Below are 23775 nucleotides of genomic sequence, written 5' to 3'. Positions count from 1 at the left end.
GGTTCCTTCTAAAGGTCAATCAACATCACCTTGACGCGGTGATGTTGAGCTAAACAAGTGATATAACTTAATCTAAAGCTGATGTATCAGCTAAAGGTCCGGTATGTTTACGTATCTCGGCCATACGGGAGAAGCCCAATAATAGGGCACCAACTAACGCACCAGCAAAGATACACATCACCCAGGTTAACGGTTTATTGACTAATGGCAGCACTAAAAAACCGCCATGAGGTGCCGGTACTTCAATGCCTGATAAAAAAGTCAGTACCGCAGCAATTGAAGAAGCAATCATCATGATCGGAATAACGCGTAATGGATCTTTCGCGGCAAAAGGAATGGCGCCTTCGGTAATATGGGTTGCGCCGAGGATATAGTTGACCAGTCCCGCCGCTCGTTCATCCTCAGTAAAGGCTTTTTTCCTAAAGATAGTGGTTGAAAAAGCAATCACAAAAGGTGGGACGATACACGCTGCTGAGACACCCGCCATAAAGTAAAAATTCCCCGAGGCTAACAGCACCGTACCAGTCACGTAAGCGGCTTTATTAACCGGACCGCCAAAGTCAAATGAACACATGGCACCAATCACAATCCCTAACAGGATAGGGTTAGCACTCTGCAGTGAACTTAACCAGCTTTGCATACCGGTGTTAATGGTCGCAATCGGTTCACCGAGTAAAAATATGCCGGCACCGATAACAAATACGCCAATCAGTGGCAAGATAAAGATCGATTTTAGGCCTTCGAATTGACGAGGCAGATGATCCAGCCATTTTTTTAGATACAGCATCAAATAACCCGCCGCAAAGCCGGCGATAATCCCGCCTAAAAATCCGGCGCCAGTGACATTAGCAATCAGTCCACCGACAAAACCTGCCACCATACCCGGCCGACCGGCAATCGATGCAGCAATAAATGCCGTAAATACCGGCACCATAATGCCAAAGGCTTGTCCACCGATATTCATTAACAGCGCGGCGAAAGCGTTGTATTGCTCACTCTGCGGATTAGCGGAATAGATGCCCCAAAGGAAAGACAACGCAATCAATACGCCACCGGCGACCACAAATGGCAACATATTTGATACGCCATTCATTAGATGTTTGTAAACTTGCCGACCGAATGAGGGGGGGTGGATGCTAGTACTGTTTGCGGTTGTTTGCGGCTGCGACTGAGACGTGCGCGCTCCCTGACGAATCGGAACATTACCCGCTAAGATCTGTTCAATTAAAGCAGTCGCTTTATGAATGCCCTCTTTTACTGGCACTTCAATGACCGGTTTACCATTAAAACGGTCTATATTCACATCTTTATCCGCGGCAATGATAATCCCGTCCGCTTGGGCTATTTCATCTGCACTAATCTGATTATCAATACCACTTGCACCGTTGGTTTCAACTTTAATATCGACGCCTAATTTTTGTGCGGCGGCTTTTAGCGCCTCTTCGGCCATATAAGTGTGAGCGATACCGGTTGGGCATCCGGTAACAGCTAAAATCTTTTTCATGTGAGTCCTTTTTATATAATTTGGGTGACCGTCAGCTGAAGTAGATATTCATCGACTTTATCTAGTAAACCAAGACCATCTGATTCGGCCACATTGGCGCCGGTTGCCGAGGCTTTTTTGAGTGCTGCTTCGACATCTTGATGGATCAACCATTCACTTAAAAATGCCGCTAAGGCCGCGTCACCCGCGCAAGCTGAACTGACTAAATTGATGCTAATGGCATCGCAAAACCAAAGATGTTGACCATTAGAGAAGTACATCCCTTGTTCTCCCATGGTGAGGAGAATATTTTGTGCGCCAAGTTGATGAAGCTCAGTCATCGCAGCCATAATCTCTGCGGGTGTCTCGGTGGATAAACCAAAGATCGCTTTGACTTCCTCATTATTGGGTTTGATCAGTAAGGGTTGATACGGCAGTAAGGCTTGTAGTTTGGGATGACTGATATCTAATATCACTTGAATCTGCTTTTGCTGGCAAAGCGATAGAATACGGTCGTAATAGTCAGCGTCGATATTATTCGGTAAGCTACCACTAATCACCAGATGGCTACAGTCCGTCAGTGCTTCAATTATCGCGAGCATTTCTGCTTGTTGTGATACTGTGACATAAGGGCCTTTACCGACCAGCTTATACTCTTGCTCACCATCATTGATAAAGACGTTAATCCGCGTCATATCATCTATCCAGCAAGGTATCGTCTTAATCTGGCGTTCGACCAGCGCGTCATAAATATACTGGCCAGAAAAACCACCGAAAAAGCCGATAGCCACCGATTCAATCGCAAATTTTTTCAGCACTAGCGTGACATTAACGGCCTTACCATTAGGACTGTACTCGGTGTGGGTAGTTCGATTAACAACATTCGGTAACAATCCTTGGCTATGAATATTCATATCGATAGCCGTATTGAGTGTTAAAGTATGGATCATGATGACCTCAATTATAGTTTGCCAGCACAGCCGCAGGTATGGATGATCTTAGTAACAATCTCTTTCATGGCTTGCTTTGCTGGTTGCATATAATGTCGTGGATCGTTAGCATCAGGATGCTGATTCATATAGTCTTTTAAGGCATCAGAAAAAGCGATTTTAAGTTCTGTGGCGACGTTGACTTTACAGATACCACGGGCGATACAAGTTTGTACATCTTGTTGTGATAATCCCGATGCGCCATGTAGTACAAGTGGAATCGCAACGGTTTTACGAATTTCAGCTAAGCGGTCAAAATCTAGCTTAGGCTCCGATTTATAGAGACCATGGGCGGTTCCAATCGCGACGGCTAACGAGTCGATACCGGTTCGTTCAATAAATTCAGCCGCCTGAGTTGGTGAGGTATAGAGGGCATCTTTAGCATCTACCACTAAATCATCTTCCACACCGCCAAGGCGACCCAGTTCAGCTTCAACACTCACGTCATAACGATGCGCATAGTCAACAACCCGTTTTACGATGGCAATATTCTCTTCAAAACTGTGGTGAGAGCCATCGATCATCACTGATCTGACGCCTTGATGGATTTTATTGACGATATCAGCATAATCCTCATGATGATCAAGATGGACAGCGAAAGGAATGCGATGTTTTTTGGCCAGCGCTTGGGCTATGGCGATAATGTTTTCAGTACCGGCATAACTGTAGGTGCCCGGCGTTCCGGCCAGAATCACCGGTGATTGTAGTTCGGCAACCGTCTCGATGACAACTTGCATGGTTTCCAAATTATGAATATTAAAGGCGGGCACCGCATACTGTTCTGCCTGGGCTTTTTTTAACATATTGTGGCTGGAAATAATAGACATCGATCTCTCCTCAGATAGTTGACTCAATAGATGATTTTTCTTTTATAACTTTAATTTTGAAAGTTATTAGCTGTAATTTCGCTTATAAAATATAGGTTAGTATCAAATAAAGCTGTGATTAAGATCGCAAAAATGCCCTTTAACTTTAAAAATGAAAGTTAAATGTGGTTTTTTGTTTAAAATTTGAAGTTTAAAGAGTGAAAATCGTACAGTCATCAAGTGTAATACTTGGCAAGGTAGGATGGATCGATAAGCGCCAATCGAAATGGTAAGCTGTTTATTTATCGACATTTGCAAATATTGAGTCACGATGGATAAGGGTAACGATAGTTTTCGATGTTACGGTACGAGCGGGTGGATTTGAAAGCCTGATTATCCCATGTCGCTTTCATCTTAATGCTGGTAAGCCGACGCGCTTTGCGTATAATAATGATAAGTTATCATCGGGATGAAATTAAACAGCACCTAACTTCGTTGTGGTTAAAAAAGACATTAAAATAAGCAAAAGGAAAGTAAATTGGCTAAAGCGTCTGCTTCATTATTAAAACGCCGGCTTGATATTGCTGAGATTGTGCGCAAAAAGAGAGAGGTCAAAGTCGATGAGCTTTGTGAATTGCTCAGTGTCTCCGGCGTGACGATTCGGCAGGATTTGAACTATCTGGAAGAGCAAGGTTATCTGAAACGCTCATTTGGTGGTGCTATCTATTTATCACCCGAAAGTGCGACTAGTACTAAGAGTTCGGATAATAGCCAATTATTCAATCAGGAAAATAGCGATATTGAACTGGTTCAACAAACGCTCAGCTTTATTCAGGATGGTGATTGTCTGTTTTTAGGTCATGGCTCACTGATCCGAAAATTGATCCCTTATCTGTTCACGTTTAAAAATTTAACCCTGTTAGTCAATGATTTAAATCATGTATCGCTCATCAAAACCTTCTTACCACAAAGTGATGTGATCGTATTGGGCGGCAGCGTTGATGAGATAGGTGTAGCCAATGATCCAGCCTGTCTGGGCTACTTACTCAAGCGTTATCCGGTCAACTTATCGATTGTCGAAATCAGTTTTATCAGTTCGGATAACCAGCTGATGATCAGTGAACATCACTTAGGCAAGTTCTATCAGGATCTGTTTATGCGTTCGTCTCGTAATCTGGTGATGCTACCGCAGCGGATGGTACAAGATGAAAACAGTGCTGTTGGGTTGTTACAGGATGTTAATTTAGCAATTTTATCCCGCTCGGCGATGACTGAATATCATCAACAATTTTTAGATAATCAGTTTATACAGTGGGCGGCACATAAGAAAAGTATTATTTATCAAAGAACTTAGAGATAGATATCATGGCAATAAAGATATGTACGATTGGTGAGTTACTGGTTGAATTTTTGGCTAAAAAAGCCAACCAACGTTTTGATGAAACCGGTGAATTTGTGGGTCCTTACCCGAGTGGGGCACCGGCTATCTTTGCTGATCAAGTTGCTAAACTGGGTTTTTCGGTGGTCTTTTTTAGCTGCGTGGGCCGAGACGCCTTTGGTAAGATGTGTGTGGCACGCTTAAAGCAAGATGGCGTGATTACACAGGGAATTGCTTCACATAGCAAAGCCAATACCGGTAGTGCTTTTGTCTCTTATCGTGGACAACACGATCGTGATTTTATTTTTAATATTCCCAATAGCGCGTGTGGATTACTCTCATTTGACCATGTTGATGAAAAGCTCTTGGAAGGGTGTTCGCATTTGCATGTCATGGGATCGTCGCTTTACTCATTTAGAGTTATTGATGCGATGCGCAAAGCGATTGATATCATTAAAGGTAATGGTGGGACAATCTCTTTTGACCCAAATTTACGCAAAGAGATGCTCAATATTCCGGAGATGGTGCAATCGTTCGAATATATTATGGAGTTCACCGATATCTTTTTACCCAGTGAAAGCGAAGTCAGCTATTTTGCCCGGCAGCCTCAGGCATCGCAGGCTGAAACTGCTCAGCAACTACTAGATAAAGGTATTAAACATATTGCGGTCAAATGTGGTCAGCAGGGGGCGAATTATTATGGGCGAGATGCACAAGGTCAAATGGTCACCTTGCATGTCGACAGCTATCCATCGACCCTTATCGACCCTACTGGCGCCGGCGATTGCTTCGGGGCAACCTTTGTCAGTTTATTATTGGCCGGTTATCCAGTTGAAAAAGCATTGCGTTATGCCAATGCCAGCGGCGCTTTGGCGGTGGCAAAACTCGGCCCAATGGAGGGTACATCGACGCTGGCTGAATTAGAACGATTAGTGAATCCGTCGTAATCATCGCGTTTTAAGTAGGATAACGCTTGCGTAAGGCGCAAGTACAGTGATAGCTAATCAGCATGATATTATAAGGAAAAGTCGTCTATGTTACTCAGTAGCGATCAAAAATTAGGCCTGTTTTGTGTAGCGTTGTTCTCGGTTTTTTTTATTATTTTGATGAATGTCCATCTGATGGGTGGCGTCTTGGCGGGGCTGCTGACTTACACCTTGACGCTGAAACTCGATGCATTACTCTCTAAGACATCGGTTAAGCTGAGTAATAAGTCAAAACTGATCTCTGTCCTGATACTGTCCATCTTGATTATGGCTATCTTTATGGGCGGTGCTTGGTATATTTTCACTAAGTTTTTGCATATGGCCAAAAATCCCACCGAGACGATGGATAATGCCAAAATGATTATTGATAACGTCTCCAATACCTTACCACAAAATCTGCGTGACTATTTGCCGGAAGATATGGATGAGATTCTAAAAAATCTGACGAGTTATTTTAAAGAGCATCTACTCTATCTGCAGTCGATTGTGAAAAATGTATTTCATATCTTACTGATTGTCATTGTCGGTATGATTATTGGTTTGATTTTAGGTTTTCAGGAGAATAAGCGTAATATTGAAGAGAAAAATCAGCAACAGACTCGCTTAATGGCGGCGTTTAGTGATAGTATGCGTCGGTTGGTATTGGTGTTTCAATATGTCGCGATTTCACAGGTCGTGATTTCGTTATTTAATACGCTGATGACGGCTATCTTTTTATTCATTATTTTGCCGATCTTTGATGTCCATTTACCCTTTAGTAAAAGCTTAGTATTGGCCACTTTTGTGTTCGGTCTGATTCCGATCATCGGTAATTTAATTGTCAATGTGCTAATGTTCTTAGTGGCTTTTACCGTCTCTTTTGGGGTCGCGATTGTGGTGATTGTTTATCTGATTATCATCCATAAAGCAGAGTATGTGCTCAACGCTAAGATTGTTGGGACGAAAGTACAAGCGGGCATTTGTGAGTTGCTGATTGCTATGCTTTTTTTAGAAACGCTGTTTGGTATGATAGGACTGATTTTTGCGCCTATCTTCTATGCGTTTATTAAACTCTCACTCAAACAGTTAAAGCTCATTTAACTATTTTATTCAAACCACGCTAATCATCAATATAGCGTGGTTTGAATGGATGGATTACTGATATTTTACCGATTCAGTTTGCGCTAAATGTATTTGCGTTTGTGCCGGCTTAGTCTCTGCAATCACCCTGCCTTGGCGAATAGAGTAGCGCACTGGCACTTGACGACGTACCGCATCAAAGCCATTTTCTGCCGGTAGTATTAGCAAATTAGCGCTGTTGCCTGCTTTAAGACCATAATCTTTGAGATGAAGCGTTCTGGCGCTATTATGGGTAATTAGATCCAGTCCTTGATTAATTTGTTCATAACCCATCATTTGGCAAACATGTAGTCCCATATGTAATACTTGTAGCATATTGGCTGTGCCAAGTGGATACCAAGGATCGAACACATCATCATGACCGAAGCAGACGTTAATCCCCGCCTCTTGTAACTCTTTTACGCGCGTAATACCGCGTCGCTTTGGATAGCTATCGAAACGACCTTGTAAATGGATATTGACCAGCGGATTGGCAACAAAATTAATCCCGGAGAGTTTGAGCAGTCGAAACAGTCTTGAGGTATAAGCGCCATTATATGAGTGCATCGCTGTTGTATGACTGGCGGTCACCTGTTCTCCTATCTCTTCTTTATAAGCCAGTGCGGCAACGGTCTCGACAAAGCGGGATTGTTCATCATCAATTTCATCACAATGTACATCAATTAAACGTTGATATTTTTTGGCCAGTTTAAAGATGGTATGCAGTGATTCAACCCCATATTCACGGGTAAATTCAAAATGGGGAATGGCTCCAATCACATCGGCGCCCATCTCGACCGCTTGCTCAAGTAGTTTTTCTCCGTTTGGATAAGAGAGAATCCCTTCTTGGGGAAAAGCGACGATTTGCAAATCAACCCAAGGAGCGATCTCTTGCTTGACTTCCAGCATGGCTTTTAACGCGGTTAACGACGGATCGGAGACGTCAACGTGCGTGCGGACAAATTGAATCCCATTGGCAATTTGCCATTTTAAGGTTTTCAACGCGCGCGCTTTCACATCATCATGGGTAAGGGTTGCTTTACGTTCCGCCCACCGCTCTATGCCTTCAAATAGTGTCCCTGACTGATTCCAGGCAGGCTGCCCAGCAGTTTGGGTGGTATCAAGGTGGATATGTGGCTCAATAAAAGGGGCTATCGCCAGTCCGCCTTGTGCATCGAGTCCCATCGGATCGGGCGTAATTTGCTTACTAATCGAACTCAATTTGTCCTGAGCAATCTTGATTTGATAAAGGTCTGGTTGATTAGCCAGTTTGACATTATTGATCGTGTTGATAAGGGTCATTTTTTACCTCGAGAAGAACTATATTGTTTTGATAATTGTGTGAGCACAATATAACAGAATGCGCTGCCCAGTACCGAATTTATCGGCACGATACCTGGTAAAAACTGCGCGGCTAATATACCGACAATAATCGCGATAATCGCATGGATATTGATTTGCTGTTTACTACCGTTGGCTAAATTTTTATAGGCTTGCCTATTGAATAAGTAATCGGCAATAATGACGCCGCCAATTGGCGGGATGGCGGTAGACAAGAAGGTTAACCAACCTACAAAGTTATTGTATAACCAGATGGCACAAAGGGTACCGAGTAGTCCATTGAGAATAGACATCGTTTTACTGGATAAACCGGTAATATTCGCCATCCCCAGCCCTGAGGCATACAGGGCATTATCATTGGTTGTCCAGATATTTAAGCCTAGTACCAAAATAGCCGGAATCAGCAGACCTTGCGCTATCATGATATCCGAAATATCGGACTGGCCTACCGAGGCGGCGCCAGCAGCACCAAAGATAAACATTAAGGAGTTACCAATCAAAAAGGCGACCATGGTGATGATAAACACGCTCATGGCTCTCTTGCCAAATCTGACAAAGTCAGCGGTTAATGTACCGGCACTGATAAATGAGCCGATGACAATGGTGAGCGCCGTAGTAAAATCGATAGGTTCTTTTGGCGTAATCGCCATCAGTGACGATAACCCACCGATGCTATTGACGGCAATCCAGACCGAATAACACCCTAAAATGGCGATAGCGGGCACGGCAATGATAGAAAGATAAAGTAGCGCTTTAATCCCCTCAAAGGCGACAGTCAATGTCATCGCGCCACCAAACAGCGCAATCAGCAGATAGACATTAAGACCGGTGGCTTTACTGACGGGAAAGGCAAACATCGCTAGTCCAACGCCGAACCAGCCAATTTGTGTGATGCTGAGCAGGAAGGAGGGGATCCATGAGCCCTTTAAACCAAAAGAGAAGCGTGCTAACAGATGGGTTGTAAAACCGGTTTTAGCGCCGATATAGCCTAAACTGGCACTGTAAAGACCCAATAACAGATTACCGATAAGCAGGGCTAAAAAGAAGTGATTAAAACTGAGTCCGGTACCGAGTGTACCACCGGCCCACATACTGGCAGAGAAGAACGTGAGGCTTAACATAATAATTGAAAGAGAGAGGATACCTTTTTTCTCTGAGTGAGGAACTGCTTCATGACTATAATTATCATCTTTTTTTGACATACCAAAAACCCTTACGCAAAAACGATTATATTATTCAGGAGTGAACAAATCGGCGGACATTATAGTGATTTTAAAATTTCCTGCTATCAAAAAAAATCCTTTATAATTTAATTACTTGAAAAATAAATAGTATTATTTTTGAGACTGACGATTTCAGCCTGAATTCAGGCTATTGGGGATACATTTTTAATCAATATTGACGACCAGATGAATTAAGTCTCGTTAGTGATCAAGGGCTTAATCATATAATCCGTAATTACTCATTCATCAACCATTCACGAACAGCCAAAAGTTTGTTATATTAATCAGTTATATATTAATTCAGTGTGGTTAGGTGTCGTCGCACATAATTAACGATTGATTAGGGATTTTTTATGACTGAAGCGGTAGTTCGTCCAACAAACTTTATTCGGCAGATCATTGATAACGATTTGGCTGAAGGCAAATATAAAACAGTGCATACGCGTTTTCCACCCGAACCTAATGGCTATTTGCATATTGGGCACGCGAAATCCATTTGCCTCAATTTTGGTATCGCTCAGGATTACCAGGGGAAATGTAATTTACGTTTTGATGATACAAATCCTGCCAAAGAAGATATCGAATATGTTGAGTCGATCAAACGCGACGTTGAATGGTTAGGTTTTCATTGGGATGGTGAAGTATGTTATTCATCCGATTATTTTGATCAACTTTATCAATATGCCATTGAGCTCATTAATAAAGGCTTAGCTTATGTTGATGAACTTTCGGCTGATGAGATTCGTGAATATCGCGGTACATTGACCCAACCTGGTAAGAATAGTCCTTATCGTGATCGCTCCGTTGCTGAGAATCTTGTACTGTTCACCAAAATGCGTGATGGTGAGTTTGGCGAAGGTAAGGCCTGTTTACGGGCTAAAATTGATATGACATCGCCTTTTATTGTGATGCGTGATCCGGTGTTATATCGGATTAAATTTGCCCATCATCATCAAACAGGTAATAAATGGTGTATCTATCCGATGTATGACTTTACCCACTGTATTTCGGATGCACTGGAAAATATCACTCATTCACTGTGTACTTTAGAGTTTCAGGATAACCGTCGTTTATATGATTGGGTGCTGGATAATATTACGATTGCCGCTCGTCCGCATCAGTATGAGTTCTCTCGCCTGAATCTGGCTTATGCGATTACGTCAAAACGTAAGCTCAATCTGCTTGTGACCGAGAAAATTGTCGATGGTTGGGATGATCCACGCATGCCAACGATATCCGGATTACGTCGCCGTGGTTATACGCCGGCTTCGCTGCGGGATTTCTGCCAACGTATCGGGGTGACAAAACAGGAAAATCTGGTTGAAATGTCAACGCTTGAGTTCTGTATTCGGGAAGATCTAAACCAAAATGCACCGCGCGCAATGGCGGTGATTGATCCCGTTCGTGTTGTGATCGAAAATATGAGCGAGGGGCTCAATGAAATACTGACGATGCCGAATCATCCAAATCGTCCAGAGCTCGGTCAACGTGAAGTGATGTTTAGCCGTGAATTATATATTGATCGTGCCGATTTTCGTGAAGAGGCCAATAAGAATTATAAACGCTTAGTATTAGGTAAAGAGGTTCGTCTGCGTAATGCTTATGTGATTAAAGCGGGACGTGTTGAAAAAGATTCACAAGGTGAAATCAAAACGATCTATTGTAGTTATGACGCGGGCACTTTAAATAAAAATCCGGAAGATGGCCGCAAAGTTAAAGGCGTAATTCATTGGGTTTCAACAAAATTTGCTTTACCGGCTGATTTCCATCTTTATGATCGTCTGTTTAATACTCCGATACCTGGTTCAGTGGATGATTTCTTATCGACGATTAACGCCGAATCGTTAGTGGTCAAACGCGGCTTTGTTGAGGCCAGTTTAAGTAGCGCAGACACTTCACATGCTTATCAATTTGAGCGCGAAGGTTATTTCTGCTTAGACTATAAGCATAGCAGCAAAGATCATTTAGTCTTCAACCGTACGGTCGGTTTGCGTGATACCTGGAGTGAAACTACAGCGGAGTAATCACTGCTTTAGGCTATCGTGTAATATAAAAAGCGACGTGTTTTCACTTCGCTTTTTTTATATGATTAAAAATAGTTTGTTGAGATGTCGTGCTTGGAAAACGGTTACTTTCATCTCATCGGTGATGAATGACTCGCGCCGCCGAACAAGATCGGATTATAGCTGGGCTCACTGAGCAGTAGCAGTAAACTAAAAATGACCAGTATAATGCCACCGATGAGTTTTAAGGATAAACCCATTCCCTTGAACCATTGGGGGGATAGCCGATTTTCGCGTGTTAATCTTAAAGCGAGTTGACGAAAAGTTAGTACCAGTATCGCGATGATCGAAATGGTTAATGCCGTACCCACTGACATGGCTAAAACCGCCAGCATGCCCCAGTTAAAAATCGCTAACATCTTGGCAAAGATTAACACCAAAATAGCCCCTGAACAGGGCCGAATCCCCATCGCCAGTATCATCACCAGACGTGACCATAGCGTATTGGCTTGACGCAATTTAGCGGTAGAAGGCAGATGTGAATGACCACAGCGACACGCATAAACTGGCTGGGTTAGGCTAGATGGTGTAATTGAGTAGCCAATGGCGGGACGAGTTAATAATTTGGCGGGTAAAGGTCTGATATGGCCGAATATCAATGTCTGTTTGGTTATCGGCTTAAAGTATTGATAAAGCGTGCGTAAACAGAGTACAACACCCAATAGTAAAATCAGACTATAACTCATCTGCGTTAGCCAGTATTCGCCTAAACCTAATTCATGCCGTGTCAGCGAAAATAGGTTGATGGCCAGCATGATAAAGATAATCGCGACAAAGCCTTGTAGTAATGATGACAGCAGCGTAATCATCAGCGCCTGACGGTAATAGGTTGGCTGAGTCGTCAAATACGTGGTGATGATCATCTTACCATGCCCGGGACCGGCTGAATGTATCACGCCATACAGAAAGCTAAAGCCAATTAGCATGAAACCGGCACGATGTTCATGTTGCTTGATCGCAATCAGCAAAGCAGTTAATTGTTGATGCAGTGTTTTTTGCCAAATTTGTGCCTCAAAGATTAAACGTGGCCAGGACTGATAAGCTAAGCCAGACAAGACGATGAGGATTAGCAATAAAACGATCAACTGAGTCAAGCGGGCTGTTTTTACTGGCATTTCAATATCACTTTTTGTGAAAACTGTTTACCCAAATTGAGGTCTTCGTCAGCGGTCTCACCCAGATCGAGTGACATGGCATAATCCTGCAGCACTTGATTATAGTTGGGTTCGATAAGTTGTGTCTGACAGTTAGGCGGTAATTGTGCCGCATCGATATCTGTGTGATTCTGAAAAGCCATACTGACATAGTAACTTGGTTCATAAGTGGTGAGGGTTAATTCAGTATTGGCTAAAGTGATGGGTTGATCCAGATTCAAAATAAACGAGAACTTGGTTTTTAGCTTATTTTGCTCGGCTTGACTACTGTTGGGTTGAAGATATAGCACTCGTGGTTGTCTATCCTGTTCAAGATGGGTAAAAAATGTGCTGGATTGCATATTTTGGGTGAGTTCTTCTGCAATCTGTTTCATCGCCTGCGGATAAGGCATTTGCTGAAATATATCATAAGTCAGTGTTAATGACGTGATTTCATCGAGTTGCCAGTCGAAGGCAATGCCAGTCAGTTGATTATCCGTCACCAGCCATTTGGCTTTAAGATCAATATAGGAGTGGGGATGTGCTATTACCGCAGTGCTCACCGTCCACAAAAAAAATAATTTCCAGTAATGCCGTAGACCCATATTCATACGCTCTTTTATCGACTGATTAATCTCGTTCTGGCAAGATGTTAGCGAAGAATAGTTTTTGAGGCAAGGCTAATGATGCCATCGTTATCTCAATACGCAAAATCAGCGCAATCGGTTGATTTAACGCAGTCATTTTTAGAGATAGTGTCGCATGCATGACGATAATTTTTGCTATTTATCCATCAATATCCATTTACCCATTTAGTGAGTAACGGCTCTGGATATATCCGTTGTAAGGAGATAAAAAAGGCGACCTCAGGCCGCCTTTTTGACTGTATAACGCTGCGTTTATCGCACCGCCATCCCCGGTAATGCACCACTATCAGGTGACAACAGGAATATTTCACTTTCACCGCCACCTGCGGCTAGTACCATGCCTTCAGATAGGCCAAAACGCATTTTACGTGGCGCAAGATTAGCGACCATCACCGTTAGGCGTCCTTCCAGTTTTTTCGGATCTGGGTAGGCGCTGCGAATGCCAGAGAACACATTGCGGATTTCGCCGCCTAAATCTAAGGTCAGTTGTAGCAGTTTATCTGAACCCTCAACAATATCGGCTTGCTTGATTAAGGCTACCCGTAAATCAACCTTGGCAAAATCATCAAATTTCACTGTTTCAAGAAGGGGTTCATCAGCCAGCGGTCCGCTTAGCTGTGATTTGTTGGCTTGCTCGGCTAATGCTTTTGAGTCTTCAATCATCGTGTTTACCTTATCCATTTCAATACGATTAAATAGTGCCTTAAACGGATTGATCGTTTTGGCCAGTAGTGGCGTCTGGATATCATCCCACTGCAGCGTTATATTTAAGAAGTTTTCGGTCCGTTCAGCCAGCGCCGGAACTACTGGTTTTAAATAAGTCATCAGGACTCTAAAGAGGTTAAGGCCCATTGAGCATACCGCTTGTAATTGTTGTGACTGTTCGGCTTGTTTTGCGATAACCCAAGGCGCTTTCTCATCAATATAGCGATTCGCCTCATCGGCCAACGCCATGATTTCGCGAATCGCTTTGCCACTTTCTCTATCTTCATAATATTGGGCAATCAACTCAGCTTTACCGATAAAGCTGTCATATAACGCTTGATCATCCAGCCGATCAGCTAATTGACCTTCAAAACGTTTAGTAATAAAACCTGCACTACGTGAGGCGAGATTGACCACCTTGTTAACAATATCACTATTGACGCGCTGGACAAAATCTTCCAGATTCAGGTCGATATCATCAATGCGTGGTGATAATTTAGCGGTGTAATAATAGCGCAGGCAGTCTGGATCAAGGTGTGACAGATAAGTACTTGCCTGAATAAACGTACCGCGTGATTTTGACATTTTCGCGCCATTTACCGTGACATAGCCGTGAGCAAAAATATTGCTCGGTTTACGGTAATCACTGCCGTCTAGCATGGCGGGCCAGAATAAGCTGTGAAAATAGACAATATCTTTACCGATGAAATGATACAGCTCTGTCGGTGAGTCTTTATGCCAAAAATGATTAAAGTCAACCTGTTGTGCTTTATCACAATAGTTTTTAAAGGAACCCATATAACCGATTGGTGCATCCAGCCAGACGTAAAAGTATTTACCGGGTGCATCTGGAATTTCGAAACCAAAATAGGGCGAATCACGACTAATATCCCATGGCTGCAGACCTGACTCGAACCACTCTTGCATCTTGTTGGCGACTTGTTCTTGTAGCGAACCTGAGCGAATCCAGGTTTTGAGCATTGACTCAAAAGCGGGTAAGTCGAAAAAGTAGTGCTCGGACTCTTTGAGGACCGGTGTTGATCCAGAGAGTACCGATTTCGGTTCAATCAGTTCAATCGGACTATATGTTGCGCTACAAACCTCGCAGTTATCACCGTACTGATCCGGTGCTTTACAGCGAGGGCAAGTTCCTCTAACAAAACGATCGGGTAAAAACATCTGTTTTTCAGCATCAAACAGTTGTTCAATAATTTTGGTCTTGATATGGTCATTCTGTTTTAAGCGTAAATAGATTTGTTCAGAAAGCTGACGATTTTCTTCACTATGAGTTGAGTGATAATTATCAAAACTGATATTAAAACCGGCAAAATCTTTTTCATGTTCGGCTTTGACTGCGTCGATCATCGCTTCTGGTGTGATGCCGAGCTGCTGAGCTTTTAACATCACTGGCGTACCATGTGCATCATCGGCACAGATAAAATAGATTTCATGTCCTCGCATTCGCTGATATCTAACCCAAACATCGGCCTGGATATGTTCAAGCATATGGCCAAGATGAATGGCGCCATTTGCATAAGGAAGTGCGCAAGTAACCAGTATCTGTCTTTTATCGTGTTTCGCTGTTGCCATGAGAATTTACCTTAATAATATGATCGATGATAAATCAATCAATAAACTTATTTGTATAATAAAATCAAAATGTTAGATTTTATACTGTCATTTAGCCAGCTGCTCTAATGTTGATAGCTATTTTATCGATAGTGTAACGAATGCTTTTATCGAATTAAAAATAGCAGTAGGATGAGCAGAGGTGACCTTTAATAAGCATGATTCATCTATCAATTTATTCAAACGCAAATGGTACATCAAATATGGGATTATCGCCAGATTTGTGTCATAATTTGTCACTATTTTCGTCATACAATTATAATCAGTTTTTAGAGATAAACTATGCGTTGTGAGCCTTATAATAAACTATTACCTGATGTTAAATCATTATTAGCAACCTTTGAGCATGTGACATTAGAGCAAGATCTGATAACGTTAAACGCGTTAAAATCGTGCCAGCTCAGTGGTGGTGTTTTGACGATTTCATTGCAAATGCCCTTTGTGTGGCAATCAGTATTTCACCAATTAAAACAGCAGCTGACGCCGGCCTTACTTCAATTGCCGTCAGTCAATTCAATCGACTGGGCGATTGAGTACCGTATTGCGACTTTAGCACGGGCGAATAAACAGCCTGCGATCAAAAATATTAAAAATATTATCGCGGTGAGTTCTGGCAAAGGTGGCGTCGGTAAGTCGAGTACCGCAGTGAATCTCGCGCTGGCACTACAAAAAGAGGGCGCCCGCGTCGGTTTACTCGACGCGGATATTTATGGTCCCTCGATCCCAACCATGCTTGGCACGCCAGATGAAAAGCCGCTTTCGCCAGATAATCAACATATGACGCCGATTATGGCGTATGGCATGGCAAGTAATTCAATTGGTTATTTAGTCGATCCCGATAATGCGATGGTTTGGCGTGGACCGGTTGCCAGTAAAGCACTGCTGCAAATTGTCAATGATACCTTATGGCCCGAACTCGACTATTTAGTTATCGATATGCCGCCAGGTACGGGTGATATTCAATTAACCTTATCACAAAGTATTCCGGTCACCGGTGCCGTGATTGTGACGACGCCGCAAGATATAGCGTTGATTGATGCGATAAAAGGATTAATGATGTTTAATAAAGTGAACATCCCAACCATCGGTATTGTTGAAAATATGAGCTATCATATTTGTGAGCACTGTGGTCACCATGAGGCCATTTTTGGTGAGGATGGTGCCAAGCAGATGGCGGAAAAATACCAGACCAGACTCTTAGGACAAGTACCACTGCACCGCTCATTAAGACAAGATCTGGATAGTGGCAAACCGACTGTGATTAGCCGTCCTGACAGTGAGTTCACTCAGATTTATTGTGATATTGCCGATCGTATCGCGGCCCAGCTCTATTGGCAGGGGAATGTGATTGGCGATGATATTGCGATAAAAGTGCTCGGATAATCGATCAGTTAATATTGAAAAAACAACAGGAAGCTAGCAACCGCTGGCTTCCTGTTGACTAATTTCCTGCTGGATAAGATAAATCGACGTATTTAAGTGATCAGGCGCTCAATTTAAGACCTAAAATACCTAATATAATCAGCGTAAGACTGATGATTCTTACTGCGGTAGCCGGCTCCTGAAAAACAAGAATACCAACAATCGCCGCACCCACGGCCCCAATGCCTGTCCAGATAGCGTAGGCGGTACCGATCGGTAACGTTTTGAGGGCTAATGAGAGCATTAAAAAACTAACTATCATCGCCACAGCAGTAATCATGCTGGGAATCAGTTTGGTAAACCCTTCGCTATATTTGAGTCCAATTGCCCAAACAATTTCAAATAAACCTGCAATAAATAGCGATATCCATGCCATAAAATGTTTCCTGTCTCTTTTAATGTTGCAGGTCGTCCCGCGTTAAATAAGGCGTCGTTAGGTCGTCCTAATGAGCCAGATAAAAATTCTTAGTCAGGTTATCATCAAAAAAAATGTTGAGCAAGGTTCAGGCTTGATATTACAACTGATTACAGTGATTTGTCAGATCTATCATTGACGATTAATCGCGTTTTGTATTGCTTAACTGCCGCCAAATGATTTGAGCTGAATTGTTTGTTTTATCCATCAAGCAATAGTCTATTCTGGCTATCCCATGATTTTATCTCGAAACATAAAAAACACCGCACCGAGCAGACATAAACCAGCCCAAACATAATCCATTTTAAACGGCTCTTTTAGTATAAAGAGAGAAAATGGAATAAACACCGATAAACTCAGTACTTCTTGAATAATTTTGAGCTGGCCGGCAGAGGCAACCTCATAACCGATACGATTAGCGGGCACTTGTAATAAGTACTCAAATAATGCAATTCCCCAGCTGACGAAAGCGGCAATAATCCAGGCTTTATGATGAAAATATTTCAGGTGACCATACCAGGCAAAAGTCATAAAAACATTGCTTAGTGTTAACATACAAACAGTAATGAGTAATGGTGGCATAATTAAGTCAATTGATGGGTTTTAATTTCTGTGCTGCTATTTTATACTAAAGCCAAATCATGTCTCAAGTTTATTGGGTTAAAATATTTTTAGCATTGCCTATGCCGGATTGGATAAAAAAAGCCTGTTTAAAGTGGAATTAAATTTATCAATCTTGCTTTACCTGTTAAAATAGCGCCAGTAATAAGTTTAATATGCTTCTCGGAGAAGAGATAAATGAGATTATGTGATAGTGATATTGAGGCTTATCTTGCAGAGGGTAAACTTAAAATAACACCACAACCCCCAGTTGAGAGCATCAATGGTGCCACTGTTGATGTTCGTTTAGGTAATCAATTTAGAACCTTTAATGCCCACACGGTGCCTTTTATTGATTTAAGTGGTCCTAAAGATCACGTTTCAGCCACCCTCGATCGCATTATGAGTGATGAGATTATACTGGCCGAAGATGAGGCTTTTTATCTTCATCCTGGTGAACTGGCTTTAGCGGTCACGCTTGAATCGGTCTCTATTCCTGACGATTTAGTTGGCTGGCTGGATGGACGTTCTTCACTGGCCCGTTTAGGCTTGATGGTGCATGTGACGGCACATCGTATCGATCCAGGTTGGCAAGGGGCGATTGTGCTTGAGTTTTATAATTCCGGCAAGCTCCCTTTAGCGCTTCGCCCGGGGATGACGATCGGCGCCTTAAGTTTTGAATTATTGACGCGTCCAGCGATAAGACCCTATCATTGTCGAAAAGATGCCAAATATAAAGATCAACAAGGGGCTGTTGCCAGCCGAATTGATAAAGATTAACGCAAAGGAGTATGCAAAGATGATCAAGAAGATACTGTTAACCCTATTAGTGCTGATTATTTTAGTCATTATTGGCTTAGTCTGTTTGGTTTTATTTGTCGATCCAAATAATTTTCGTGGTTTTATTTCTCAAACGGTGAAAGATAAAACTGGCTATGAATTAACCATTGAAGGTGATTTACGCTGGCATGTTTGGCCACAAATCAGTATTTTATCGGGTCCTGTTCGTCTACAAGATGAAGGGGCGACAAAACCGATCTTGTCAGCTGATAATATGCGCCTTGATGTCGCACTATTCCCGCTTTTTTCTAAGAAATTATCGATTGAGAATGTCTTTGTTAAATCAGCCGTCATTAATATTACCGATGAGAGTCAAGGCGAGGTTGCACAGCGTAAGCCATCTGCACCGGCAGCGGATAATCAAGGACAAAACCAGTCGACTGCAAAGCCAGCGAATTCAAGCTGGTCATTCTCTTTGGATAAACTTGAAATTGCTGATAGTACCGTGCTACTGCAAACCAATCAGGATATGGTCAAGTTTAGTGATATTAATATCGCGCTGTATCAAAAAACAAATCAGCATGCTGAACTTGATTTCAGTGGGCGTATTAATCGCAATCAACGTGAACTCGCCTATAATCTCAATGCGTTAGCGGATTTAAGCCAATATCCAAATCAGATTGGTCTGAATATTAATAAATTGAATTATAACATTACGGGTACTGATATTCCGGCTGGTGGTTTAACTGGGAATATCACCGGTAACTTTGAATATCAGGCGACGCCTCGGACCTTACGCAGTGATGATCTTTTACTGACGTTGAACGATAATCAGTTAAAGACTCAATTTATTTATACTGAAACCAATAACAAACCCAATATCACGGTGTCAATGAGCTCTCCAGCATTGAATCTAACGCCATTTATGTCGTCAACTAAACAGAATAACACTGCGGCGCCGACTAATTCAGCGCCGGTAGTCACTGCGTCGGCAAAAGGCAATGAGTTAGCGTTCTTGAATGATTTTGATGCTAAACTCAATCTGCAAGTGAAGGCGCTGACGGCGGATAAATTCTCCGCGCAAAATTTAATAGCCGATCTGGATAATAAAGCCGGATTAGCCAATATTAATCAGTTCTCATTGGATATTGGTCAGGGTAAAGTGTCTGCGACCGGTAGTGCTAATGGTCGATTAGCCCAAGCAGCAGTTGCTTTAAAAGCTGATATAAAACAGATTCAGTTGGGTGAGCTACTGTCTCAATTCGATATTACGCAGAATTTCGAAGGACTACTTAATGCGCAGGGTGACTTTAAATTTAATACCATCAGACCTGAGGCGATTTTGCCATCACTCAGCGGCGACATGAATATTGTGATGAGTAATGCCCGATTGAACAATATGAATATTCAGCAGGTGATTCAACTCGCTGTTTCACAATTCTCAAAAAGCACCGTATCAACTGCGCAGCAGCAACAGTATACCTCGCTACAAACCTTGTCGGCAAAAGGGCATTTAGTTAATGGAAATCTGAATTTATCTTCATTAGTGGCTGATTCGGAAACGTTAGATATTAATGGTGCCGGCAATGTGAATTTAGTTCAAAAAGATCTGGATATGAATTTGAATGTGAAAGTGCTGGGTGGCTGGAATGGCAGTAGTCAAACGATAGCTGGCTTACAGAAACTGGTGATTCCATTTAGAATTTATGGTCAGTTTGATAAACTTCATTATCAGCTTGATGTAGCTAAACTATTCAAAGATGAACTGAAGGATAACTTGCAAAATGGTCTCGATAAATTGAAAGATCGTTTTTTGAATGGTACAAATCAATCTAATAGTTCATCAGAGCAGCCACAAGAGGCGCCAAAAGAGAGTACCCGAGATAAATTAAATCAATTACTCAACAGCATTAAATAATACGCGAGTTATTTTAGGCATTTTTAAGAGGGACTTTGAGTCCCTCTTATCGTTTTGATGCTATTATTAATTGTGATAATAACGCTGCAAATTATCTCAAAACATGGTATGATTAATCCCCCCATTTTTAGATGAATAATTAACTTCGTTTTCATCGAAATAACGTTAACAATACGGGCGTCATAGAAATTGTGTAGAGTGTTAATGTTTGCGTTTCGCTTTACCGACAGAATGGATAAATTCGCTGATTGCTAACCACTGTTTTTCGGTTTTTCTGCATAAAAACTGAGATTAATTTTGAACTAGAGAGAATATGGTTTTATGACCGATTTAGCCAAAGAGATAACCCCGATAAATATCGAAGAAGAACTCAAGAATTCCTATTTAGATTATGCGATGTCTGTCATTGTGGGACGTGCGTTACCGGATGTTCGCGATGGTTTAAAACCGGTTCATCGTCGCGTGTTGTTTGCGATGAATGTACTGGGTAATGACTGGAATAAAGCCTATAAAAAGTCTGCTCGAGTTGTCGGTGATGTGATCGGTAAATACCATCCACACGGTGATACGGCAGTTTACGATACGATTGTCCGTATGGCACAGCCCTTCTCTTTACGTTATATGCTTGTTGATGGTCAGGGTAACTTTGGCTCGGTTGATGGCGACTCACCGGCGGCGATGCGTTATACCGAAATTCGCATGTCAAAAATTGCGCATGAGTTGTTAGCGGACTTAGAAAAAGAGACGGTTAATTTCTCGCCTAACTACGACGGCACCGAGCAGATTCCCGACGTTTTACCCACTCGCATTCCTAACTTATTAGTCAATGGCTCATCGGGTATTGCGGTGGGCATGGCAACCAATATTCCGCCACATAATTTAAATGAAGTCATCAACGGCTGTTTAGCCTACATGGATGATGAGCATATTTCGATTGAGGGACTGATGGAACATATTCCTGGTCCTGATTTTCCGACCGCGGCGATTATCAATGGCCGTAAAGGGATTGAAGATGCTTATCGTACTGGTCGCGGTAAAATTTATGTTCGCTCATTGGCTGAGATTGAAGTAGATGAAAAAAATGGTCGCGAAACTATTATCGTGACGGAAATTCCCTATCAGGTCAATAAAGCGCGTTTAATCGAAAAAATTGCTGAACTCGTTAAAGATAAGAAAGTTGAAGGTATTTCGGCGTTACGCGATGAGTCTGATAAAGATGGTATGCGTATTGTCATTGAAATTAAACGTGACGCAGTGGGCGAGATTGTATTAAACAATTTATACGCTCAAACTCAATTACAAACGTCATTTGGTATTAATATGGTCGCACTCGATCGCGGCCAGCCAAAATTACTCAATTTGAAAGATATGCTGCGCGCCTTTGTGCTGCACCGTCGCGAAGTTGTCACCCGTCGGACCCTATTTGAACTGCGTAAAGCACGTGAGAGAGCTCATCTATTAGAAGGCCTTGCTATCGCATTAGCCAATATTGATCCGATTATTGAACTGATTCGTCACGCGGCAACGCCGGCTGAAGCGAAAGCCGGGTTATTAGCACGTCCTTGGGAACTGGGTAATGTCTCCGCTATGCTGGAGAAAGCGGGTAATGATGCCGCGCGTCCTGAAGATTTAGATCCTGAATTAGGTATTCGTGATAATCACTACTATTTATCTGATGCTCAGGCCCAGGCAATTTTAGATCTTCGTCTACAAAAATTAACCGGTCTTGAGCACGAAAAAATTCTTGATGAATATAAAGATCTATTAGAGCAGATTGCTGCGCTGATCTTTATTCTTGAAAGCCCTGAACGATTAACTGAAGTCATTCGTGAAGAGCTTGAAGCGGTGCGTGAGCAGTTTAGTGATAAGCGCCGCACTGAAATTACCGCAAGTAGTGCTGATATTAATCTTGAAGATTTAATTGCACAAGAAGATGTTGTTGTTACGCTATCACATCAAGGCTATGTTAAATACCAACCTTTAACTGACTATGAAGCCCAGCGTCGTGGTGGTAAAGGTAAATCAGCTGCACGCATTAAAGAAGAAGATTTTATTGAGAAGCTATTAGTGGCTAATACCCATGACACGATCCTTTGTTTCTCAAGCCGTGGCCGTTTATATTGGTTAAAAGTTTATCAATTACCAGAAGCAAGCCGCGGAGCGCGTGGTCGCCCAATCATTAACTTACTGCCTTTAGAAGCCGATGAACGTATTACGGCTATTTTGCCGGTCAAAGAGTTTAGTGCTGAGCACTATGTCTTTATGGCAACCGCTAGTGGCACCGTGAAAAAAACTGCCTTATCTGAGTTTAGTCGTCCACGTTCTGGCGGCATTATTGCCATCAATCTACGTGAAGGCGATGAGCTGATCGGTGTTGATTTAACCGATGGTAGTAATGAGATTATGCTATTCTCAGCCAGTGGTAAAGTGGTCCGTTTCCATGAGGGAGAAGAACTTGAAGATGGTACGGTGAAAGGGGTCCGTGCCGTTGGCCGAACCGCATCAGGTGTTAGAGGGATTAAATTAGCTGATGATGACCGAGTCGTTTCACTCATCATCCCTCGTGGTGACGGTGCAATTTTAACCGTGACTCAAAATGGCTACGGTAAACGTACCGGCCAAGATGAATATCCAACCAAATCTCGTGCGACACAAGGGGTTATTTCGATTAAAGTCAGCGAGCGTAATGGTCAGGTGGTTGGTGCGGTGCAAGTTGAAGCTACCGATCAGATCATGTTAATTACTGATGCGGGTACGTTGGTTAGAACCCGCGTCTCTGAAGTGAGTGTGATTGGTCGTAATACGCAAGGTGTAACCTTGATTCGTACGGCTGAAACGGAACATGTTGTTGGTTTACAGCGTGTTGCCGAGACTGATGAAGGCGATGATCAAGCTGAATTCAGTGATGAGAGCGCGGTCTCACCCGAAGTGTAGTTCAAATCTATTGATAAAAAAGGATTAGTCAACACTAATCCTTTTTTATCTTGACCGACTATTGTTTTTTGCGAATAGGTTCGTTGAGTCCAGGAAGCGATAAGTTTTTTGAGTTGTTAAATGATGAGCCGTGACGAAATTTTTTGTCATGTACTAGATTAAATTGATTTGATTCGCTTTTGAAACGTTTTATCTAGTGATAAGCACTACCTATTTGATCCGAAT

At 42.4% G+C, this 23775-nt stretch carries 18 protein-coding genes; 8 read left to right on the top strand and 10 right to left on the bottom strand.

Translation table 11 applies throughout. The features are described from left to right. Nucleotides 1-67 precede the first annotated feature (67 nt). From RHO15_10715 to RHO15_10705, 3 genes are read right to left on the bottom strand one after another with little or no spacing between them, the layout of a single operon-like run. Nucleotides 68-1504 (bottom strand): PTS fructose transporter subunit IIBC, encoded by a 1437-nt coding sequence (locus tag RHO15_10715; protein WVD63918.1) that lies wholly within the window; start codon nucleotides 1502-1504, stop codon nucleotides 68-70. An 11-nt stretch (nucleotides 1505-1515) separates the two neighbouring features. Continuing rightward, on the bottom strand, nucleotides 1516-2433 hold the full coding sequence (gene pfkB / locus RHO15_10710; GenBank protein WVD63917.1) for a 1-phosphofructokinase: 918 nt from the start codon (nucleotides 2431-2433) through the stop codon (nucleotides 1516-1518). An 11-nt stretch (nucleotides 2434-2444) separates the two neighbouring features. Beyond that, a complete protein-coding gene (locus RHO15_10705) occupies nucleotides 2445-3299 on the bottom strand; it encodes a tagatose bisphosphate family class II aldolase (GenBank protein WVD63916.1) in 855 nt (284 codons plus the stop codon). Between the two features lie 517 nt (nucleotides 3300-3816). On the opposite strand from RHO15_10705, the gene RHO15_10700 reads away from it, so the two are divergent. The 3 genes from RHO15_10700 (at nucleotide 3817) to RHO15_10690 (ending at nucleotide 6722) form a co-directional block, all read left to right on the top strand. Then, on the top strand, nucleotides 3817-4632 hold the full coding sequence (locus tag RHO15_10700; protein WVD63915.1) for a DeoR/GlpR family DNA-binding transcription regulator: 816 nt from the start codon (nucleotides 3817-3819) through the stop codon (nucleotides 4630-4632). An 11-nt stretch (nucleotides 4633-4643) separates the two neighbouring features. Beyond that, nucleotides 4644-5603 carry a sugar kinase gene (locus RHO15_10695; GenBank protein ID WVD63914.1) on the top strand — a complete coding sequence of 320 codons (960 nt, stop codon included), beginning with the start codon at nucleotides 4644-4646 and terminating at the stop codon, nucleotides 5601-5603. An 87-nt stretch (nucleotides 5604-5690) separates the two neighbouring features. Then, entirely contained in the window at nucleotides 5691-6722 is a 1032-nt protein-coding gene (locus tag RHO15_10690) for an AI-2E family transporter (protein ID WVD63913.1), read from the top strand. Nucleotides 6723-6776: 54 nt separating this feature from the next. Here the strand turns inward: RHO15_10690 and RHO15_10685 are convergent, their stop codons facing one another. Continuing rightward, nucleotides 6777-8042 carry a cytosine deaminase gene (locus RHO15_10685; GenBank protein ID WVD63912.1) on the bottom strand — a complete coding sequence of 422 codons (1266 nt, stop codon included), beginning with the start codon at nucleotides 8040-8042 and terminating at the stop codon, nucleotides 6777-6779. Then, the gene (gene codB / locus RHO15_10680) at nucleotides 8039-9283 is read right to left on the bottom strand and encodes a cytosine permease (GenBank protein WVD63911.1); all 1245 of its coding nucleotides are present in this window, start codon (nucleotides 9281-9283) and stop codon (nucleotides 8039-8041) included. The genes RHO15_10685 and codB overlap by 4 nt, the downstream gene beginning before the upstream one ends. Nucleotides 9284-9657: 374 nt before the next feature. Between codB and glnS the strand changes: the two genes are divergently transcribed. Next, nucleotides 9658-11328, top strand: a complete 1671-nt coding sequence (glnS, locus tag RHO15_10675) for a glutamine--tRNA ligase (protein WVD63910.1) — start codon at nucleotides 9658-9660, stop codon at nucleotides 11326-11328. A 110-nt stretch (nucleotides 11329-11438) separates the two neighbouring features. On the opposite strand, the gene RHO15_10670 is transcribed toward glnS, so the two are convergent. From RHO15_10670 to metG, 3 genes are all read right to left on the bottom strand, one after another. Beyond that, on the bottom strand, nucleotides 11439-12482 hold the full coding sequence (locus RHO15_10670) for a nickel/cobalt transporter (GenBank protein ID WVD63909.1): 1044 nt from the start codon (nucleotides 12480-12482) through the stop codon (nucleotides 11439-11441). After that, complete coding sequence (locus RHO15_10665; GenBank protein WVD63908.1) at nucleotides 12473-13111, bottom strand: DUF1007 family protein; 639 nt, start codon at nucleotides 13109-13111, stop codon at nucleotides 12473-12475. The genes RHO15_10670 and RHO15_10665 overlap by 10 nt, the downstream gene beginning before the upstream one ends. A gap of 288 nt (nucleotides 13112-13399) precedes the next feature. Further along, nucleotides 13400-15442 carry a methionine--tRNA ligase gene (metG, locus tag RHO15_10660; GenBank protein WVD63907.1) on the bottom strand — a complete coding sequence of 681 codons (2043 nt, stop codon included), beginning with the start codon at nucleotides 15440-15442 and terminating at the stop codon, nucleotides 13400-13402. A 321-nt stretch (nucleotides 15443-15763) separates the two neighbouring features. Here metG and apbC point away from each other — a divergent pair, with 321 nt between their 5' ends. After that, on the top strand, nucleotides 15764-16864 hold the full coding sequence (gene apbC / locus RHO15_10655; protein WVD63906.1) for an iron-sulfur cluster carrier protein ApbC: 1101 nt from the start codon (nucleotides 15764-15766) through the stop codon (nucleotides 16862-16864). A 100-nt stretch (nucleotides 16865-16964) separates the two neighbouring features. On the opposite strand, the gene sugE is transcribed toward apbC, so the two are convergent. Together sugE and RHO15_10645 are read right to left on the bottom strand one after the other, a co-directional pair. After that, a complete protein-coding gene (gene sugE, locus RHO15_10650; protein WVD63905.1) occupies nucleotides 16965-17279 on the bottom strand; it encodes a quaternary ammonium compound efflux SMR transporter SugE in 315 nt (104 codons plus the stop codon). Nucleotides 17280-17546: 267 nt separating this feature from the next. Further along, nucleotides 17547-17900 carry a DMT family protein gene (locus tag RHO15_10645; GenBank protein ID WVD63904.1) on the bottom strand — a complete coding sequence of 118 codons (354 nt, stop codon included), beginning with the start codon at nucleotides 17898-17900 and terminating at the stop codon, nucleotides 17547-17549. Nucleotides 17901-18116: 216 nt separating this feature from the next. On the opposite strand from RHO15_10645, the gene dcd reads away from it, so the two are divergent. The 3 genes from dcd (at nucleotide 18117) to gyrA (ending at nucleotide 23550) form a co-directional block, all read left to right on the top strand. Then, nucleotides 18117-18698: a dCTP deaminase gene (gene dcd, locus RHO15_10640; GenBank protein WVD63903.1), complete on the top strand. Its 582-nt coding sequence runs from the start codon at nucleotides 18117-18119 to the stop codon at nucleotides 18696-18698. A 19-nt stretch (nucleotides 18699-18717) separates the two neighbouring features. Then, the gene (asmA, locus tag RHO15_10635; GenBank protein WVD63902.1) at nucleotides 18718-20616 is read left to right on the top strand and encodes an outer membrane assembly protein AsmA; all 1899 of its coding nucleotides are present in this window, start codon (nucleotides 18718-18720) and stop codon (nucleotides 20614-20616) included. A 321-nt stretch (nucleotides 20617-20937) separates the two neighbouring features. Next, nucleotides 20938-23550, top strand: coding sequence for a DNA topoisomerase (ATP-hydrolyzing) subunit A (gene gyrA / locus RHO15_10630; protein ID WVD63901.1), 2613 nt, complete (start codon nucleotides 20938-20940; stop codon nucleotides 23548-23550). The last annotated feature ends 225 nt before the right edge of the window (nucleotides 23551-23775 follow it).

It is taken from the genome of Orbaceae bacterium lpD01, from assembly GCA_036251705.1.
Classification (GTDB): Bacteria; Pseudomonadota; Gammaproteobacteria; order Enterobacterales; family Orbaceae; genus Utexia; species Utexia brackfieldae.
This window is presented reverse-complemented; position numbering and strand designations above follow the sequence as displayed.

Coding starts and splice junctions, on each gene's coding strand:
- RHO15_10690 (WVD63913.1), top strand. CDS start 5,691: ATGTTACTCAGTAGCGATCAAAAATTAGGCCTGTTTTGTGTAGCGTTG.
- RHO15_10685 (WVD63912.1), bottom strand. CDS start 8,042: ATGACCCTTATCAACACGATCAATAATGTCAAACTGGCTAATCAACCA.
- apbC (WVD63906.1), top strand. CDS start 15,764: ATGCGTTGTGAGCCTTATAATAAACTATTACCTGATGTTAAATCATTA.
- glnS (WVD63910.1), top strand. CDS start 9,658: ATGACTGAAGCGGTAGTTCGTCCAACAAACTTTATTCGGCAGATCATT.
- gyrA (WVD63901.1), top strand. CDS start 20,938: ATGACCGATTTAGCCAAAGAGATAACCCCGATAAATATCGAAGAAGAA.
- asmA (WVD63902.1), top strand. CDS start 18,718: ATGATCAAGAAGATACTGTTAACCCTATTAGTGCTGATTATTTTAGTC.
- RHO15_10715 (WVD63918.1), bottom strand. CDS start 1,504: ATGAAAAAGATTTTAGCTGTTACCGGATGCCCAACCGGTATCGCTCAC.
- RHO15_10665 (WVD63908.1), bottom strand. CDS start 13,111: ATGAATATGGGTCTACGGCATTACTGGAAATTATTTTTTTTGTGGACG.
- pfkB (WVD63917.1), bottom strand. CDS start 2,433: ATGATCCATACTTTAACACTCAATACGGCTATCGATATGAATATTCAT.
- dcd (WVD63903.1), top strand. CDS start 18,117: ATGAGATTATGTGATAGTGATATTGAGGCTTATCTTGCAGAGGGTAAA.
- sugE (WVD63905.1), bottom strand. CDS start 17,279: ATGGCATGGATATCGCTATTTATTGCAGGTTTATTTGAAATTGTTTGG.
- RHO15_10670 (WVD63909.1), bottom strand. CDS start 12,482: ATGCCAGTAAAAACAGCCCGCTTGACTCAGTTGATCGTTTTATTGCTA.
- metG (WVD63907.1), bottom strand. CDS start 15,442: ATGGCAACAGCGAAACACGATAAAAGACAGATACTGGTTACTTGCGCA.
- RHO15_10645 (WVD63904.1), bottom strand. CDS start 17,900: ATGCCACCATTACTCATTACTGTTTGTATGTTAACACTAAGCAATGTT.
- codB (WVD63911.1), bottom strand. CDS start 9,283: ATGTCAAAAAAAGATGATAATTATAGTCATGAAGCAGTTCCTCACTCA.
- RHO15_10705 (WVD63916.1), bottom strand. CDS start 3,299: ATGTCTATTATTTCCAGCCACAATATGTTAAAAAAAGCCCAGGCAGAA.
- RHO15_10695 (WVD63914.1), top strand. CDS start 4,644: ATGGCAATAAAGATATGTACGATTGGTGAGTTACTGGTTGAATTTTTG.